General features: G+C 62.9%; 15 protein-coding genes and 1 tRNA gene. 11 read left to right on the top strand and 5 right to left on the bottom strand.

Translation table 11 applies throughout. The annotated features are described in order from the left end of the window. Window positions 1-13 precede the first annotated feature (13 nt). From GOW72_RS18605 to GOW72_RS18585, 5 genes are all read right to left on the bottom strand, one after another. The gene (locus GOW72_RS18605) at window positions 14-1,195 is read right to left on the bottom strand and encodes a tyrosine-type recombinase/integrase (protein ID WP_170368041.1); all 1,182 of its coding nucleotides are present in this window, start codon (window positions 1,193-1,195) and stop codon (window positions 14-16) included. Window positions 1,196-1,343: 148 nt separating this feature from the next. Further along, a tRNA-Arg gene (locus tag GOW72_RS18600) sits at window positions 1,344-1,420 on the bottom strand. A gap of 64 nt (window positions 1,421-1,484) precedes the next feature. Then, window positions 1,485-2,867, bottom strand: coding sequence for a sensor histidine kinase (locus GOW72_RS18595; RefSeq protein ID WP_244952489.1), 1,383 nt, complete (start codon window positions 2,865-2,867; stop codon window positions 1,485-1,487). An 18-nt stretch (window positions 2,868-2,885) separates the two neighbouring features. Next, window positions 2,886-4,304 (bottom strand): dihydrolipoyl dehydrogenase family protein, encoded by a 1,419-nt coding sequence (locus tag GOW72_RS18590; protein WP_170368039.1) that lies wholly within the window; start codon window positions 4,302-4,304, stop codon window positions 2,886-2,888. Window positions 4,305-4,307: 3 nt separating this feature from the next. After that, a complete protein-coding gene (locus GOW72_RS18585; RefSeq protein ID WP_244952488.1) occupies window positions 4,308-5,066 on the bottom strand; it encodes a TVP38/TMEM64 family protein in 759 nt (252 codons plus the stop codon). A 268-nt stretch (window positions 5,067-5,334) separates the two neighbouring features. On the opposite strand from GOW72_RS18585, the gene rpmH reads away from it, so the two are divergent. The 11 genes from rpmH to GOW72_RS18530 all read left to right on the top strand — a co-directional run bounded on the left by rpmH (window position 5,335) and on the right by GOW72_RS18530 (window position 15,572). Further along, window positions 5,335-5,469 carry a 50S ribosomal protein L34 gene (gene rpmH / locus GOW72_RS18580; RefSeq protein ID WP_005980833.1) on the top strand — a complete coding sequence of 45 codons (135 nt, stop codon included), beginning with the start codon at window positions 5,335-5,337 and terminating at the stop codon, window positions 5,467-5,469. Between the two features lie 26 nt (window positions 5,470-5,495). Beyond that, window positions 5,496-5,918 carry a ribonuclease P protein component gene (gene rnpA, locus GOW72_RS18575; protein WP_170368037.1) on the top strand — a complete coding sequence of 141 codons (423 nt, stop codon included), beginning with the start codon at window positions 5,496-5,498 and terminating at the stop codon, window positions 5,916-5,918. Next, complete coding sequence (yidD, locus tag GOW72_RS18570; RefSeq protein ID WP_170368035.1) at window positions 5,915-6,154, top strand: membrane protein insertion efficiency factor YidD; 240 nt, start codon at window positions 5,915-5,917, stop codon at window positions 6,152-6,154. The genes rnpA and yidD overlap by 4 nt, the downstream gene beginning before the upstream one ends. A 78-nt stretch (window positions 6,155-6,232) precedes the next feature. Further along, entirely contained in the window at window positions 6,233-7,855 is a 1,623-nt protein-coding gene (locus GOW72_RS18565) for an acyl-CoA dehydrogenase family protein (RefSeq protein WP_170368033.1), read from the top strand. Between the two features lie 42 nt (window positions 7,856-7,897). Next, window positions 7,898-8,791: a tRNA 2-thiocytidine(32) synthetase TtcA gene (gene ttcA, locus GOW72_RS18560; protein WP_170368031.1), complete on the top strand. Its 894-nt coding sequence runs from the start codon at window positions 7,898-7,900 to the stop codon at window positions 8,789-8,791. A 68-nt stretch (window positions 8,792-8,859) separates the two neighbouring features. Next, window positions 8,860-10,410: a putative bifunctional diguanylate cyclase/phosphodiesterase gene (locus GOW72_RS18555; protein WP_244952487.1), complete on the top strand. Its 1,551-nt coding sequence runs from the start codon at window positions 8,860-8,862 to the stop codon at window positions 10,408-10,410. A gap of 116 nt (window positions 10,411-10,526) precedes the next feature. Then, window positions 10,527-12,353, top strand: a complete 1,827-nt coding sequence (gene yidC, locus GOW72_RS18550) for a membrane protein insertase YidC (RefSeq protein ID WP_170368029.1) — start codon at window positions 10,527-10,529, stop codon at window positions 12,351-12,353. Then, window positions 12,350-13,087 carry an MOSC domain-containing protein gene (locus tag GOW72_RS18545; protein ID WP_170368027.1) on the top strand — a complete coding sequence of 246 codons (738 nt, stop codon included), beginning with the start codon at window positions 12,350-12,352 and terminating at the stop codon, window positions 13,085-13,087. Before yidC ends, GOW72_RS18545 begins: the two co-directional genes overlap by 4 nt. Further along, window positions 13,084-13,737, top strand: a complete 654-nt coding sequence (yihA, locus tag GOW72_RS18540; RefSeq protein ID WP_170361658.1) for a ribosome biogenesis GTP-binding protein YihA/YsxC — start codon at window positions 13,084-13,086, stop codon at window positions 13,735-13,737. Before GOW72_RS18545 ends, yihA begins: the two co-directional genes overlap by 4 nt. After that, window positions 13,734-14,102: a DUF2946 family protein gene (locus GOW72_RS18535; RefSeq protein WP_244952486.1), complete on the top strand. Its 369-nt coding sequence runs from the start codon at window positions 13,734-13,736 to the stop codon at window positions 14,100-14,102. Before yihA ends, GOW72_RS18535 begins: the two co-directional genes overlap by 4 nt. A 66-nt stretch (window positions 14,103-14,168) precedes the next feature. Then, window positions 14,169-15,572, top strand: a complete 1,404-nt coding sequence (locus GOW72_RS18530) for a PepSY-associated TM helix domain-containing protein (protein ID WP_170368025.1) — start codon at window positions 14,169-14,171, stop codon at window positions 15,570-15,572. The last annotated feature ends 46 nt before the right edge of the window (window positions 15,573-15,618 follow it).

The raw sequence follows: 15,618 nt of genomic DNA, 5'->3' as shown, positions 1-15,618 counted from the left end.
AAACACAGTCGATCTACACCTTCTTTATTGGGCATACATAGCCGCACCATGCGTCGCATAGACGCCGTCGCTTTACCAACAAATCCGAACGCGCATAGGCCCTCTCCACGTCGGACCCAACCTGATGGGCCAAAGCCGCCTCTGCCAATTCACGCGGTGCATTAGCAGCTTCCGCTGCCCAATCCCGAAACGAACTGCGGAAGCCATGCACAGTAACGCCATCCTGCCGCATCCGGCGCAGCAACATTAGCATGGACATGTTTGACAGGGGCTGATGCCGCTTTTGCCCCTCGAAAACATAGTCAGAGGCCAGCGCACGCAGCGGTTCCAGAATGGCCAGCATTTCGTCGGTGAGAGGAACACGATGGACCTGCCCGCCTTTCATGCGCTCCGCAGGTATGATCCAAAGGCGCGCATCGAAAACGACCTCGGGCCATTTCATCTCCAGGACCTCTGAGGTCCGGCAGGCGGTCAGAATGGTGAACTGTAGCGCTTTGGCGGCCATGGCCGAGCGGGTCTGCAACTCGGCATAGAACGCGGGAACCTCTTGCCAGGGCATTGCGTCGTGGTGCTGGACCTTGGCTTTGACGGTGGGCAGCACCTTGCCTTCGCGGATCGCGGTCACCGGGTTCTCGCCCGAGCGGAAGCCCTTGGACTTTGCCACGTCGAGCACCGTCTTGATCCGCTGCGACAGCCGCTTTGCGGTTTCGTGTTTTTCAGTCCAGATGGGCGATAGACACATCAGCACTTCGGGCTGATCGACGCTATCCACAGGCATTCGTCCGATCTTGGGGAACGCATAGTCGCGCAAAGTGTTGAGCCACTGCTGACCGTGTTTGGCATTCTTCCACGTCGGCAACCGGTCGATGTGGACCTGTCTGCTGAGCTCTTCGAAAGTAGGAATTTCACGCTGGGCATTAAAACGAGGGTTCAACCCAGCTTTCGCCATTCGCCTGTATTCGAGCGCTCTTTCTCGGGCCTGGTTCAATGTGACGACGTCGGCGCCGCCCAAACCGAAGTCCGTTCTCAGCGGAGCGCCCTTGCGATTCTTCTGTCCTTTGACCGTTACGCGTACGATCCAACGCCGTGCACCTGATGGATCAACAACAAGATACAAGCCAGAACCGTCGCCATGCCGGCCCGGGCCCAGATTCTCTACCAGCTTCTTTGTCAGCTTCCCGCTGAGCGCAGACATGAAAATACCACAAAATATACCACTCAATGGAAGTATACGAGTATGACCGGACAAAAGCCAACAAAACCCAGAAGCACGACTATGGCCATAAAACACAAAGGTTCAAACGACCTAGTGTATCTCATCGAAATCAGGGAGAATTACCAAGTGGCGGACCGAGGAGGATTCGAACCCCCGACCCCTTGATTCGTAGTCAAGTACTCTATCCAGCTGAGCTATCGGTCCGCGTTGGTGAGGCGGTATTTAGACCCGGCGTTCGGGACGTGCAACCCGATTCTTCAAAAATATTTCAAAAACCCATCTCCCCCCGTGGGAGCCTTATTTCAAAGACCGTGCCCTCCGGGCCGGTGCTGGTCAGAACCAATTCTCCCCCGTGGCCGCGCACCAGTTCCTGCGAAATCGCCAGACCCAGGCCCGAGCCACCTTTGCGCACACCACCCTGAAACGGCGTGAACAGATTCTCCTGCGCTCGTGGCGGCAAACCGGGGCCGGTATCCCGAACCTCGATGACCCATGCGTCTTGATCTTCGGAGGCCGAGATCGTGATTTTTCCTGGTTGGCCGGATGTCATAAGTGCTTGGCGTGCGTTGCGCACAAGGTTCATGATGACCCGGAACATCTGTTCCGGATCGGCCCGAACAACCAGATCTTCGGGAACGTCGTTGGCAATTTCGATACAACCGCCGTCTACGGCCAGAGCCTCGCTGGACGCTACGTCGGCAGCGATATCGCGCAACCGCACCATGGTCAGGGTGGGCGCGGGCTCTTCGGCCCGCCCGAAGGCCAGCGTACTTTCGCACAGGGACACCGCCCGGGTGATCGAGTTGACCAGCTTGGGCGCCATCCGTCGGACCAACGGGTCGTCGCTGGCTTCGATCCGGTCAGTGAACAGCTGGGCCGAGGTCAGGATGTTGCGCAGATCGTGGCTGACCTTGGCCACCGCGCCACCCAGCTGAGCCAGCCTCTCGCGCTGTTTCAGGGCCTGGGTTAGGTCGGTCTGCAGCATCTGCAGGGCTTCTTCAGCCTCGCGCAGTTCGGTCACCTTGGATTGGGGGGAGATGATGCCGCGCGCATCCTCGGGTGCACGGGCGTAACGCTGCATGTAGCCCACCACGCTTTTGATCGGGCGCACCAGAACCACCCGCACCGCAAGGAACAGGAAAAACGCGGTGATGATCGAGATGACAAAGGACAGGCCGAGGATGCGCAGGCCATAGTCGATCATCGCCATACGCAGGGGCGCGCTGTCCATGGTAACTTCGATAAGCAGGCCCGCATCCCGGACAGGCTGCCCGATGACGCGAATGACCTGGTTCTCGGGCGTGAAGAAACGGATCATCGCGTCCCGAATGAGAACCCAAGGCCCGGCGCCTCGCAAATCATAGGTCTTGGCGACCTGGTCTGGGATAGGGGAAGACAGCATCAGCTGGCGCACCTCGTCCCGGCGCAGCACCACGTTGTAGACCCCGGCATTGGCCAGAAGCTCGGCCTCCAGCTCGTCTGCCAGCATGTCGTCTGCCAGCAGCGCCAGCGAGGCGATCTGGGCGCGTTCCAGCCGGTTCAGAAGAAAATCCTCGCGGAAGCGCGCGATCGACGGCACGAAGATCAGTACCTCGGCCAACATCACGAAGACCGTCGTCAAGATCAGGAAACGACCCGACAGCGAGTTCAAGTGGCGCTCCTTTCCCGATCAGGGGATCCAGCGCTGGACCAGCCTGACCACTCGTTCAACCATCTGATTCTCAAACAGTCTTGGCGAGAAATAGGCGCCCGCCACCCGTTTGTTAAGCTCTCCGATCGTGGGATAGGGCGACACCATCGCCGCGATCTGGCTCATCTTCAGGTTATTGGCCAGCGCCAGAGACCACAAGTTGATCAGTTCGCCGGCCTGATGCCCCACGATTGTGGCCCCCACCGGGCGCCCCTTGACGACCATGACCTTGATGAACCCGGTCGTTTTGCGCTCGGCCACGGCGCGATCGTTGTGGGCATAGTCGAACCGGGCGATCTCGACCTTGTCGCCGTGGCGATCGCGCGCCTGCGCCTCGGTCAGGCCGACCTGGGCCAGTTCGGGGTCGGTATAGGTCGCCCAGGGGATGTGCGCCGTCCTGGCCTTGGACGGCAGCCCGAACAGGGCCGAACGGATGATGACACCGGCGTGATACCCCGCCACATGGGTGAACTGCAGCCCGCCCGCGACGTCGCCGATCGCGTAGACCTTGCGGTTGTTGGTGCGCAGGCTGTCATCCACCTTGATGCCCGTGCGCGCCTGGTCGATGCCGGCAGCCTGCAGGTTCAGGCGGCCGGTGTTGGCCTTGCGGCCCACCGCCAGCAGCAGGTGCGTGCCTGCATGGACCGCGCCGTTCTCGGTGACGACCTCGACCGCCCCGGCCTTACCGCGCACCCGGGCCACCATCGCATGTTCCAGAATCTCGACCCCTTCGCCGCGTAGGGCCTCCAGCACCACTGCGGCCGCCTCGGGGTCATCCTTGCCCAGCGCCCGCGCGCCTTCGATCACCGTCACTTTGCAGCCCAGCCGGACATGCGCCTGCGCCATTTCCATACCGATGGGTCCCCCGCCGATGATCAGCAGGTGGTCGGGCTTGTCGCGCAGCTCGAAGATGGTCTCGTTGGTCTCAAACGGCACTTGGTCCAGCCCCGGGATCGGCAGCACCAGCGGGGACGAGCCTGTGGCCAGCACCACGCGACGGGGGGTGATAACGAAATCGCCGGCCTGAACCTGTGTGGGCGACAGAAACGTCCCCCAGTCGCGAATGACGCGCACGCCGAACCCTTCGAACCGTTCCTGACTGTCCATGGGCTCGATCTGCGCGATCACGTCCCGGACATGGTCTTTGGCGGCGGCATAGTCCACCTGTGGCGCGTGGTCGGCAACGCCGAACGGCGCGGTATGGCTCTGCGCATGGGCCAGCTTGGCGCTTGCCAGCAGGGCCTTGGACGGGACGCAGCCATAGTTCAGGCAGTCGCCACCCATCTTGTGCCCTTCCAGCAGGATCACGTCGGCGCCCATCTGGCTGGCCCCGGCGGCCACCGACAGGCCGCCCGACCCGGCCCCGATCACCAGGATGTCGGTCTTTAGCTCTTGCATGGATCAAAGGCCCCTTCGGCCGCGAATGAGTTTGAGGAGAATCGGCAGAGCCGCCAGCGCGCACAGCCCCAGAATCGGGCCGATCACGAAGGGCTCGGTCAGCAGCGACAGGTCTGGCGTCTCGCCTCGGTCGAACACGCCGCCCAGACCGACGCCGATCCAGGTATAGACGATGCCGCCCGGAATGATGCCCAGCGCCGTGGTCAGCAGAAAGTTCCGGAACTTCACCCCCACCAGCGCCGGCACCAGATTGGCGACGAAGAACGGCACAACCGGCACCAGCCGCATCAGGAACAGCACCGGGATCTCGTTCTCGCGCAACCCGTCCTTGATTCGCTTGACGGCGCCTTCCGAGGCCTCCAGCCGCGCCGTCAACGTCTCACCCAACCCCCAGCGGGCCGCCAGAAAGATCGCCGAGGCACCGACGGTTGCGGCAAATACGTTGAACACGGTGCCCGCGAACAAGCCGAACAGGAATCCGCCAGTCATCGAGGCCACGGCCGCACCGGGCAGTGAAAAGGTGACGATCAGGACATAGACCAAGATGAAAACGCCCGCCAACGACCAGTAGTTGGCATCGCGCCAGGCCAACAGCGCCTCGCGATTGTCGCGCAGGGTTTCAAAGGTCAGGTAGTCGCCCAGCGAAAAGAACCCGACGACGGCAACCGTCAGGATCACAAGCAAGGGAATGTGTCGCGCCAGCCCGCTGCGCGGCACCTGGGTGGTTTCGGTCATCTCGTCGTCCGGGTTCGAATGCTTCATCTGCCCTACAAGATGCGCGCTTGGCCTTCCGTGCAACAGGGTCCTCACGCCGGGTTGAACACGCACCGGTTCAATGTGAGAAATCCGCCGTCCACGGGCTGATTCTGAAACTTTTGCCCGGTCGCCCGAAAGAATTGTTGCAAAAGGCACGAAAACCGCTGCGATGGGGTTTGACTTGCCTGCCGGTTCCCAGTAGAGGACGGGCTTCGAACACCACGGGCAGGCGAATCCGCGCCGCACCCGACCGCCAAAGATTGGAGACGGAGCGATGAAACGCACCTATCAGCCTTCGAACCTGGTTCGCAAACGCCGCCACGGTTTCCGCGCGCGCATGGCCACCAAGGCCGGCCGCAAGATCCTGAACGCTCGCCGTGCCCGCGGCCGCAAGTCGCTGAGCGCATAAACCGCGCGACCTTTCAGGTTTTGAACATGACGCCGCCGGAGGCCCCTGTGGATGGCACTGACCACCCCGGGGATATGCCCCCGGCGGCGTCCGTTTGCGCGCCTGATCTGTCGGTGCTGCGCAAGCGCAGCGATTTCCTCAGGGCCGCTCGAGCGCGACGACAAGGCCTGCCTTCCATGATGGTGCAAGCCCGCAAGCGCGCACTGGATGAGGCCGAGGGCATTCGTGTCGGATTCACCTGCTCGAAGAAGGTCGGCAATGCCGTGGCCCGCAACCGGGCCAAGCGCCGCCTGCGCGCGGCGGCCCGCGCCGTTCTGCCAGACCACGGCCGGGACGGGTGGGATTACGTCCTGATCGGACGGGCCGAGGTGACCGCCGCCCGCCCCTTTGACGCCCTGCTGGACGATCTGCGCCAGGCCCTGCGCAAGATCCACAGCCCGCGCAAATGACCCTGCTTGCTCATATCCTCGCGCTGCCTGTCCGGGCCTACCGGCTGATCTTCAGCCCCTGGGTGGGGTTCAACTGCCGCTATCAGCCGACCTGCTCGGCCTATGCGCTGGAAGCGTTGGAAAAGCATGGCCCGATCAAGGGCACATGGCTGGCCGCGCGCCGCATCGGGCGCTGCCACCCCTGGGGCGGCGACGGCTATGACCCGGTGCCCGACGACAAACCCGACGCGCCCTGATCTGACACCCCGTCACGCTTGACCCAAGGGGGGTGCGCCGCTGAACATCGGTTTCAGCAACAACTCTCCGAGACGCCCATGTCCAGATCCAACGCCGGTCAATCTCTGCCCACGCATGAAGTGACGAACCAACCGCCCGAGCGCGGCGACACCGACCTGTGGGCCTCGGACCCGGTTCTGCGCGATTGCACCACGCGCGCCGGGGCACGGGCGGCCCCGCTGGCCGCCTACGGGGCCGCTCTGGGCCGAGCCGAAACGCGCGACGCCGGGCGCGACGCCAACCTGCACCCGCCCGAACTCCGCCTGTTTGACCGAGGTGGCCGCCGCCTGGACGAGGTGCGGTTCCACCCGGCCTATCATCACGTGATGGACCTGAGCCAATCGGCAGGCTATGCCGCGCTTGCCTGGGACGGAGCACCGGGCGGTCACGCCACCCATGCCGCGATGGTCTATCTGGCCAGCCAGGTCGAGCCGGGCCATTGCTGCCCGCTGACCATGACCTACGCCGCCGTGCCGGCGCTGGCCGCCAACCCCGAACTGGCCGAAGTCTGGCGCCCGAAACTGACCGCAGACGCTTATGACCAAGCCCCCCGCCCGATCGGAGAAAAACGCTCGGCAACCTTGGGCATGGCGATGACCGAGAAACAGGGCGGCTCGGACGTGCGCGCCAATACCACCACCGCCACTCGCGACGGTGAGGCTTGGCGGCTGCGCGGCCACAAATGGTTCTGCTCGGCCCCGATGTCCGACGGGTTCCTCACGCTGGCGCAGACACCGGGCGGGCTGACCTGTTTTCTGCTGCCCCGCTGGCTGGAAGGCGAGCGCAACGCCATCCATCTGATGCGCCTCAAGGACAAGCTGGGCAACCGCGCCAACGCCTCGTCCGAGGTCGAGTTCCATGACGCGCTGGCCTATCAGCTGGGGGACGAGGGGGCCGGCGTGCGCACGATCATCGAGATGGTGCATCACACCCGGCTCGACACCGCGATGGCCCCCGCCGGCCTGATGCGCGCGGCCCTGTCCGAAGCACATCACTGGGTCAGCCATCGCAGCGCCTTTCAGCGCCGCCTGATCGACCAGCCTCTGATGCGCGCCGTTCTGGCCGATCTGGTACTGGACTGGGAAGGCGCGCTGACCCTCGGCCTGCGCGTGGCCCGCGCCTTTGACGGGGACACTGCCGAAGACCGCGCCTTTGCCCGGATCGGGGTGGCGCTGGCCAAGTTCCTGTCGAACAAGCGCTGCCCCGTCGTTGCGGTCGAGGCGATGGAGGTGCTGGGCGGCATGGGCTATGTCGAGGACACGCCGATGCCGATGATCTATCGCGAAGCCCCCCTGAACGGCATCTGGGAGGGGTCCGGCAACGTGATCTGCCTGGACATCCTGCGCAGCCTTGCGCGCGACCCGCTGGCCGCGCAGACCTTGCAGGCCGAACTGGACGCCGCAACCGGAGCCGACCGCCGCTATGACGCCGCCCTGAAGGCGCATCGCGACCGTTGGCCGACCCTGCCCCCCGAGGCCGAGGCCCGCTGGTTCGCCGAGGCCACCGCGCATCTGCTCACCGCCGCACTGCTGCTGCGCCACGCGCCCGGTGCAGTGGCCGATGGATACATCGCCACCCGGGTTCTCGGCGAAAGCGGGCGCATACCCGGATCGGTTTCGGGGCTGGACACCGACGCCCTGCTGGGCCGGCTGTCCGGCTAGGCGGGCCTTGCCCGGTCGGCACATCTGCGGTAGGGGCTGCGCATGTTCGACGAAGCCGACGATATCCATCCGCTGTTTGCCGGTGCGCCCTCGACCACCGAGTTCAAGAAACTGCGCAAACGCATCGTGCGCCAGACGCGCGAGGCGATCGAGCAATACGGCATGGTTGACCCGTCGGCCCACGACAAGGACGGCAAGCCGCCGCGCTGGCTGGTCTGCCTGTCGGGCGGCAAGGACAGCTATACCCTGCTGGCCGTTCTGTACGAGTTGAAATGGCGCGGCCTGCTGCCCGTGGACCTGCTGGCCTGCAATCTGGATCAGGGGCAGCCGGGCTTTCCGGCCACCGTGCTGCCCAAGTTTCTGGAACGCATGGGCGTGCCGCACCGGATCGAGTATCAGGACACCTACTCCATCGTGGTCGACAAGGTACCGCAGGGCCGCACCTATTGCGCACTGTGCTCGCGCCTGCGCCGTGGCAACCTGTACCGGATCGCGCGCGAGGAAGGGTGCTCGGCCGTGGTGCTGGGGCATCACCGCGATGACATCCTGGAAACCTTCTTCATGAACCTGTTCCACGGCGGCCGTCTGGCGACCATGCCTCCGAAACTGGTGAACGAAGAAGGCGACCTGTTCGTCTATCGCCCGCTGGCCCATGTGGCCGAGGCCGATTGCGAGAAATTCGCCAAGGCGATGAACTATCCGATCATCCCCTGCGACCTGTGCGGCAGTCAGGACGGCCTGCAACGACAGCAGGTCAAACAGATTCTGGACCAATGGGAAAAGAACAGCCCCGGCCGCCGGCAGGTGATGTTCCGCGCGCTGACCAATGCCCGGCCCTCGCACTTGCTGGATCCCAAGCTGTTCGATTTTGCCGGCCTGATGCTGGACCCCGGCAAAAACGGCGAAAATTCGGAAGAAATTCCGCTTCTGCGTTAACGTCTGACTCAGAATGATTTCCTAGCCTCCGATTGGACGCAGTTCGCCCAATTGGAAGGCCGGAATCGATGCTGAAAAGGTTCTCACCCCAGAGTTTTCAGAATGCTCTGCTGACCGTTCTGGCAATGCCGCAAGTTCTGGCATTCGTGCCTGCATTGTGCCTGGCTGCTTTCTGGCTGGGCGGCGACACGGCATTGGTCGTTGTCGCCCTGGGGCTGCCCTTGTTGCTTTCGGCTGCCCAACGGCTTCAACCGGGTGCAGGTCTTGGTTCGGCGACGCAAATGCGGCCCAGGGGACTGTTGCCACGTGATGCCTTCTACGCCGAGATGGAGTACCTGCACAGCACATCGCGGGCAACCGGAGAGGATTCAGCCTGCATCGTTGTGTCACTTGATGATTTCGACGATGTCGAAGAGCTGCACGGCACTGCGGCAGCCGACTATGTGGCAGGGCGCTTCTGCGACCGCATTCTGGCGGTGATCCGAAGCGAGGATATTGCAACACGCCTATCTAGAAACACGTTCCTGATCGGGTTGCGCCCCTCACGGCATCTGGACCTGGAAAGCTGCATCCAAACCTCGGGACGCATACAAAGCACGGTGGAGGAACCGATCCCTTTGGACAATGCCAGCCTCTATCTGTCCTGCTCTGCTGGATTTTGCCTGCACTCTGCCGTTGCCGATGAAGCGCCGGACAGCTGGATCGAGGCCGCTCGGGCCGCGCTGGCCGAAGCACAGCGGAACGGGCCTTCCACGATCCGCGCCTACTCCGAGGCCACGCGACGCAGATCAGTCGTCCATATCAATTTCCGCAAGGAGTTGGAGACCGCGCTGGAAACCGGTCAGATTCGCCCTTGGTTTCAGCCACAGGTTTCAACGGACACCGGCGACATCACCGGGTTTGAGGCCCTTGCTCGATGGGAACACCCTTCCAAGGGAGTTGTCGGGCCGCAGGTGTTTCTGCCTTTTGCCGAACAGGCCAAGCTGATGCCCAAGCTGGGCCAGACGATCCGCCACCAAGCCTTTCGCGCGATGTGTGACTGGGACTGCGCTGGTGCCGTCATTCCTCGGATCGGCATCAACTTTTCGTCGGACGAATTGCGGGACCCCTCACTTGTTGACCGGGTGCGATGGGAGTTGGACCAGTTCGACCTTTCGCCGGACCGGCTGGCCGTGGAAATCCTCGAAACCGTTTTTTCGCGCCGGCCCGATGATGTCATCACCCGCAACGTGACCCAGTTGTCCAAGCTCGGCTGTTGCATCGATCTGGACGATTTCGGCACTGGTCACGCATCATTTTCGTCGATCAAACGCTTTGATGTCTCCCGCATCAAGATCGACCGGTCATTCGTGTCCAATGCGGATCGGGATCCGTCCCAGCAGCAAATGGTCAGCGCCATTCTGATGATGGCCGAGAGGTTGAACCTTGAAACCCTGGCCGAGGGGGTGGAAACCCCCGGCGAGCACGCACTGATGGCGCAATTGGGGTGCCACCATGTCCAGGGGTTTGGGGTCGGCAAGCCGATGCCGGTCGAGCATACGCTCGACTGGATCAAGGACCGCCGCGCGAAACTGGAAGGCGCACCGCGGATTGGCCGCGAAATGGGCCGGAAATCCTGATTTCGGGGACTGGATTGCCCTACACTCACGATTTCCGGGGCGATTCCGCTTGACCTTTTGGGCTGCACTCTGTTGAACCCTGCGGTGTCTTTCACTGCTCAAGGTGGCTGTCCCAGATGGACGATCAGAACAAGAATCTCATCCTTGCAACCGCGCTTAGTTTCCTTGTGATCCTGGTCTGGTTTGTGCTGTTCCCCCCACCGGAACCGACCACAACACCTGAGCAGGCTGAAATCAGCGCCTCGGAGGGGGAAGAGATTCAGACGCCCAGCGCCGGAAGCACGACTGTCGGCGAGGCAACCGCCACCGCAGAGGAAACCTTGCCGGAAGCCACCGCGCCGCGGATCCAAATCGACACGCCGCGTCTGTCGGGTAGCCTGTCGCTTTCGGGTGGACGGATCGACGAACTGTATCTGAAAGACTACAAGGTCTCGATCGACGAAGGCGCTCCGATCGTCGAACTGCTGTCGCCCGTTGGGTCCAATTCGGCCTATTACGCCCTCTACGGGTGGGCGCCCGGTGCCGGATTGGCTGGCTCGGACGTGCCGGGCCCGAATACCATCTGGACGCTGGAACAGGGCGAGACCCTGTCGGTAGACAGCCCCATAACCCTGAAATGGGAAAATGGCGCGGGCCTGACATTCCGCCGCACGATCGGTGTGGATGCGGATTACATGTTCACCGTGACCCAATCCGTCGAAAACGGCACCGGAGCCGAGGTCGGAATGGCCCCATACGGCATTCTGGCCCGCCACGGCATCGGCGAGGATGGCGATCTGCCGGGGTTGAAGAACTTCTTCATCCTGCATGAAGGTGTGATCGGCATGGCCGACGGGACCCTGTCCGAGGTCGACTATGGCGATGTCCGCGATTTTGACATCGACCCCAACGAACGGGCACAGGCCGAGGTCTATCAGGTCAAGGAAAACGGCTGGATCGGCTTTACCGACCATTATTGGATGACCACGCTGATCCCCGATCCGGGGTCGGCTTTCAAGGCGGCCGCGAAATATGACGCGCGTCGGAAGATCTACCAGGCCGAAACGGTGTTGCCGACGATGACGGTTGCCCCTGGCGAATCCGCCGAGGTTACCACCCGGCTGTTTGCCGGGGCCAAGGAATGGGAGACCATCCGCGAATATCAGGCCCAGGGCGTTCAGAAGTTTATCGACAGCATTGACTGGGGTTGGTTCTTCTTCCTGACCAAGCCGATTTTCTGGCTGCTGCACAACATCAACGCCCTGATCGGCAACATGGGTTGGTCGATCATCGGGCTGACCCTGATCATCAAGGCAATCCTGTTCCCGCTGGCGTTCAAATCCTACGTCTCGATGGCGAAGATGAAGGAATTGCAGCCACAGATGGAAGCCCTGAAAGAAGCTGCCGGCGACGACCGTCAGAAGATGCAGCAGGGCATGATGGAGCTGTACAAAAAGGAAAAGGTCAACCCGGCCGCCGGCTGTCTACCGATCCTGCTGCAGATCCCGATCTTCTTTTCTCTCTACAAGGTGATCTTCGTCACCATCGAACTTCGGCAAGCCCCCTGGTTCGGTCCTTTCCGGGACCTGAGTGCGCCGGATCCGACCTCGATCATCAACTTCTTCGGCTGGCTGCCGTGGGCCGGACCTGAGCCGGGCACGCTGATGGCGACGATTTTCATCGGCATCCTACCGCTGCTGCTGGGGATCTCGATGTGGCTGCAGCAAAAGCTGAACCCGGCGCCCACCGACGCGACCCAGGCCATGATCTTTGCCTGGATGCCATGGGTATTCATGTTCATGCTGGGCAGCTTTGCCAGCGGGCTGGTCGTTTACTGGATCGCAAACAACACCATCACGTTCACCCAGCAATACCTGATCATGCGCAGCCAGGGCTATACGCCGGATGTGTTTGGCAACATCAAGTCGGGGTTCAAGAAAACCCCCAAGACGGACAAGAAATGACCGGGCAAGTCACGCAGATCTGGCGCCATCCGATCAAAAGCCATGGCAGAGAATCTCTGCAGGAAGTCACCGTTATCCCCGGGCAGACCATGCCCGGGGATCGCGTTTGGGCGGTGGCGCATGAGATGTCCAAGGCCGACGGATCCGAGTGGGCGCCCTGCGCCAATTTCAGCCGCGGCTCGAAGGCGCCCCAGCTGATGGCGATATCGGCCGTTCTGGACGGGGATCGCGTGACCCTCAGCCACCCGGATCGGCCCGAACTGATCTTTCGCCCGGACACAGAACAAGACCTGTTTCTGGAGTGGGTCCGCCCGCTGATGCCCACCGACCGCGCCGCATCTGCACGGATCGTCCGGGTTCCCGGCCGTGGTATGACCGACAGTGACTATCCCTCGGTCAGCCTGTGCAACATAGCCTCGCACCGGGCGGTCGAGCAGCGTCTGGGCCGCGAACTGTCGATTTGCCGCTGGCGTGGCAACATCTGGTTCGATGGCCTTCCTCTTTGGGAAGAATTCGATTGGCTGGATAAGGATGTGCAGATCGGCGAGGCCGTATTTCACGTGCGCGAACGGATTACGCGCTGCATGGCAACGACTGCGAACCCCGACACCGGAGTGCGGGACGCGGATACGCTAGGCGCTCTGCGCAGCTGGGACCATCAGGATTTCGGAGTATACGCCGAAGTCATTCGCCAAGGCACGATCCGCCCCGGAGACAAGGTGCAGGTTCTATGACAGCTCTGCCATTTCCCCTGGCGGCCGATCCCGACGACCACGCAAAAGAGGCCGGCCGCAAGCTGTTTGCCGGACCGTCCGAGTTCGTCAAGGGCGTGGTGGCGATGAACGGCCTGCCCGCCCCCGACCGGCTTGAGGTCTGTTTCGCCGGCCGGTCGAACGTTGGTAAATCCAGCCTGATTAACGCTCTGACCGGCACCAAGGGGTTGGCCCGCGCCTCGAACACGCCGGGCCGCACGCAAGAGATCAACTTTTTCACCCAGGGCCCCGAACTGTATCTGGTTGATCTGCCCGGCTATGGCTATGCCAATGCGCCGGTCAAGGTGGTCGAGAAATGGCAACGCCTTCTGAAACAGTATCTGAGCGGGCGGCAGACCCTGCGCCGGGCCTTCGTGCTGATCGATTCCCGCCACGGCGTGAAACCCGTGGATGACGAGATCATGAAGCTGCTGGACACCAGCGCCGTGACCTTTCAATGCGTGATGACCAAGGCCGACAAGGTCAAGGCCAAGGACCGCGAAAAGATTCTGGAACAGGTGCGGGGCGCCCTGTCCAAACACCCCGCTGCCTATCCCGAGATCGTGCTGACCTCGTCCGAGAAGGGCGACGGCATCCCGACGCTGCGTTCGATCATCGCCAATCTGGAATGATGCTGCTGATGCGCGTCATTTCGGTGCTGACGCTGGTTGCCGTGATGGTATCCGGTGCAATCCCGATGGGCTGGATGCCCACGCGCAACTCGGACGGGGCGATTCTGATGGTGATCTGCACCGGCGACGGCCCGGTCGAGCGCTGGATCGACCCGGGCGAGGACGCCCCGGACCACAACGACACCGACGAACGCAGCGCCTGCCCCTATGGCGGGATTGTTCTGGCAGGCCAATTGGCCGAAGTGGGAACGGTACTGCCCGCCGACTGGCCGATTGCCGCGCGTTGGGCGCATGTGGATTTCACCCATCACAGCGCCGGGTTCCACGCCCGGTATGACGCGCGGGGTCCGCCCCACCTCTCCTGAATCCGCGAACAAGACCTGAAACCTCGGCCGCCCGGCCGGGGACGTTCCGAATTTCTGGAGACTGAAATGGCACAAGACAGCCAAACCGGGGGCGCGCAGGCGGCCCGGCGCGAGCATGCGCAAAAATTCTACATGGCCGCCTGGCGGTGGCACTTCTATGCGGGGCTTTTTGTTGTCCCCTTCCTGATCATCCTGGCGGTGACCGGCCTGATGATGATGTTCATTACCCAAACCGATGGCCGCGACGGAGAAAAGATCGCGGTCGAGATCACGGGCCAGGCGATGCCCGCATCCGAACTGGCCGATCTGGTGCAGGCCCGCGTTCCGGGCCGCGTGGTCGAATGGATCGGCCCCAAGGCGCCGGATCTGGCAACCGTGTTCCGCGTCAAGGCCGAAACCGGCCAGCGCATGGTGGCGATCGACCAGTATTCCGGCGAGGTGATCCAGGTCTGGGACCGCCGCGCGGGGTGGTACGATCTGGCCGACAACATCCACTCGACCCTGCTGATGGGCGATACCGGCGACCGGATTCTGGAAATCGCGGCCGGGATGGCGCTGCTGCTGGTGTTCACCGGCCTTTACATGTGGTGGCCGCGCGGCAACGTGGTGGCGGCCCTGGTGCCCGACCTGCGGGCGCGGGGCCGGGCCCTGTGGAAATCTCTGCACGCGGTCACCGGGTTCTGGATGTCGCTGTTGCTGGTCGGGTTCCTGATCTCGGGCATGTCCTGGACCGGGATCTGGGGCGGCAAGTTCGTGCAGGCCTGGAGCAGCTTTCCAGCCGAGAAATGGGACGACGTCCCACTGTCGGACGACCTGCATGCCAGCATGAACCACGGCAGCCAGAACGACGTGCCCTGGGCGCTGGAACAGACACCGATGCCGGCCTCGGGTTCGGAAGTGGGCGTTGCCGGGGTCCCGACGGGTGTTCCGGTCAATATCGATGCGATGGTTGCGTTGGGTGAGTCCCTGGGCATGCAGAACCGGTTCCGCGTCGCCTATCCCAACGGTGACACGGGCGTGTGGACCCTGAACCGCGACAGCATGAGCGGTGATTCGACCGACGCCACCGAGGACCGCACCGTCCATGTCGACCAGTACACTGGCAAGATCCTGGCCGACGTGCGGTTCCAGGACTACTCGCTGATGGGCAAGGCCATGGCGGTGGGTATTCCGCTGCATATGGGTCTGGCGGGTCTGTGGAACTTTGTCCTGAACGTAGTGTTCTGCCTGTCGGTGATCTTTGTCTGCGTGTCCGGCGTGGTCATGTGGATCAAGCGGCGGCCGTCCGGGGCCAGCCGTCTGGCAGCGCCGCCGATGCCGGCCGAGATGCCCCTGTGGAAGGGCGCGGTGCTGGTCGGGCTGTTCACGGCTATGGCCTTTCCGCTGGTCGGGCTGACGCTGCTTGCGGTGCTGGCCGTTGACCTGCTGGTGGTCAGCAACATCTCCGCGGGTCGGCGCGCCTTCAGCTGACCGGTTCGGGCGGTACCACTGTGGTGCCGCCCGTCTGCGTGGCGCG

This window comes from Ruegeria arenilitoris (assembly GCF_013032855.1).
GTDB lineage: Bacteria > Pseudomonadota > Alphaproteobacteria > Rhodobacterales > Rhodobacteraceae > Ruegeria > Ruegeria arenilitoris.
Note: the sequence above shows the minus strand (reverse complement) of the source record. Positions and strands in the feature narration are given on the sequence as shown.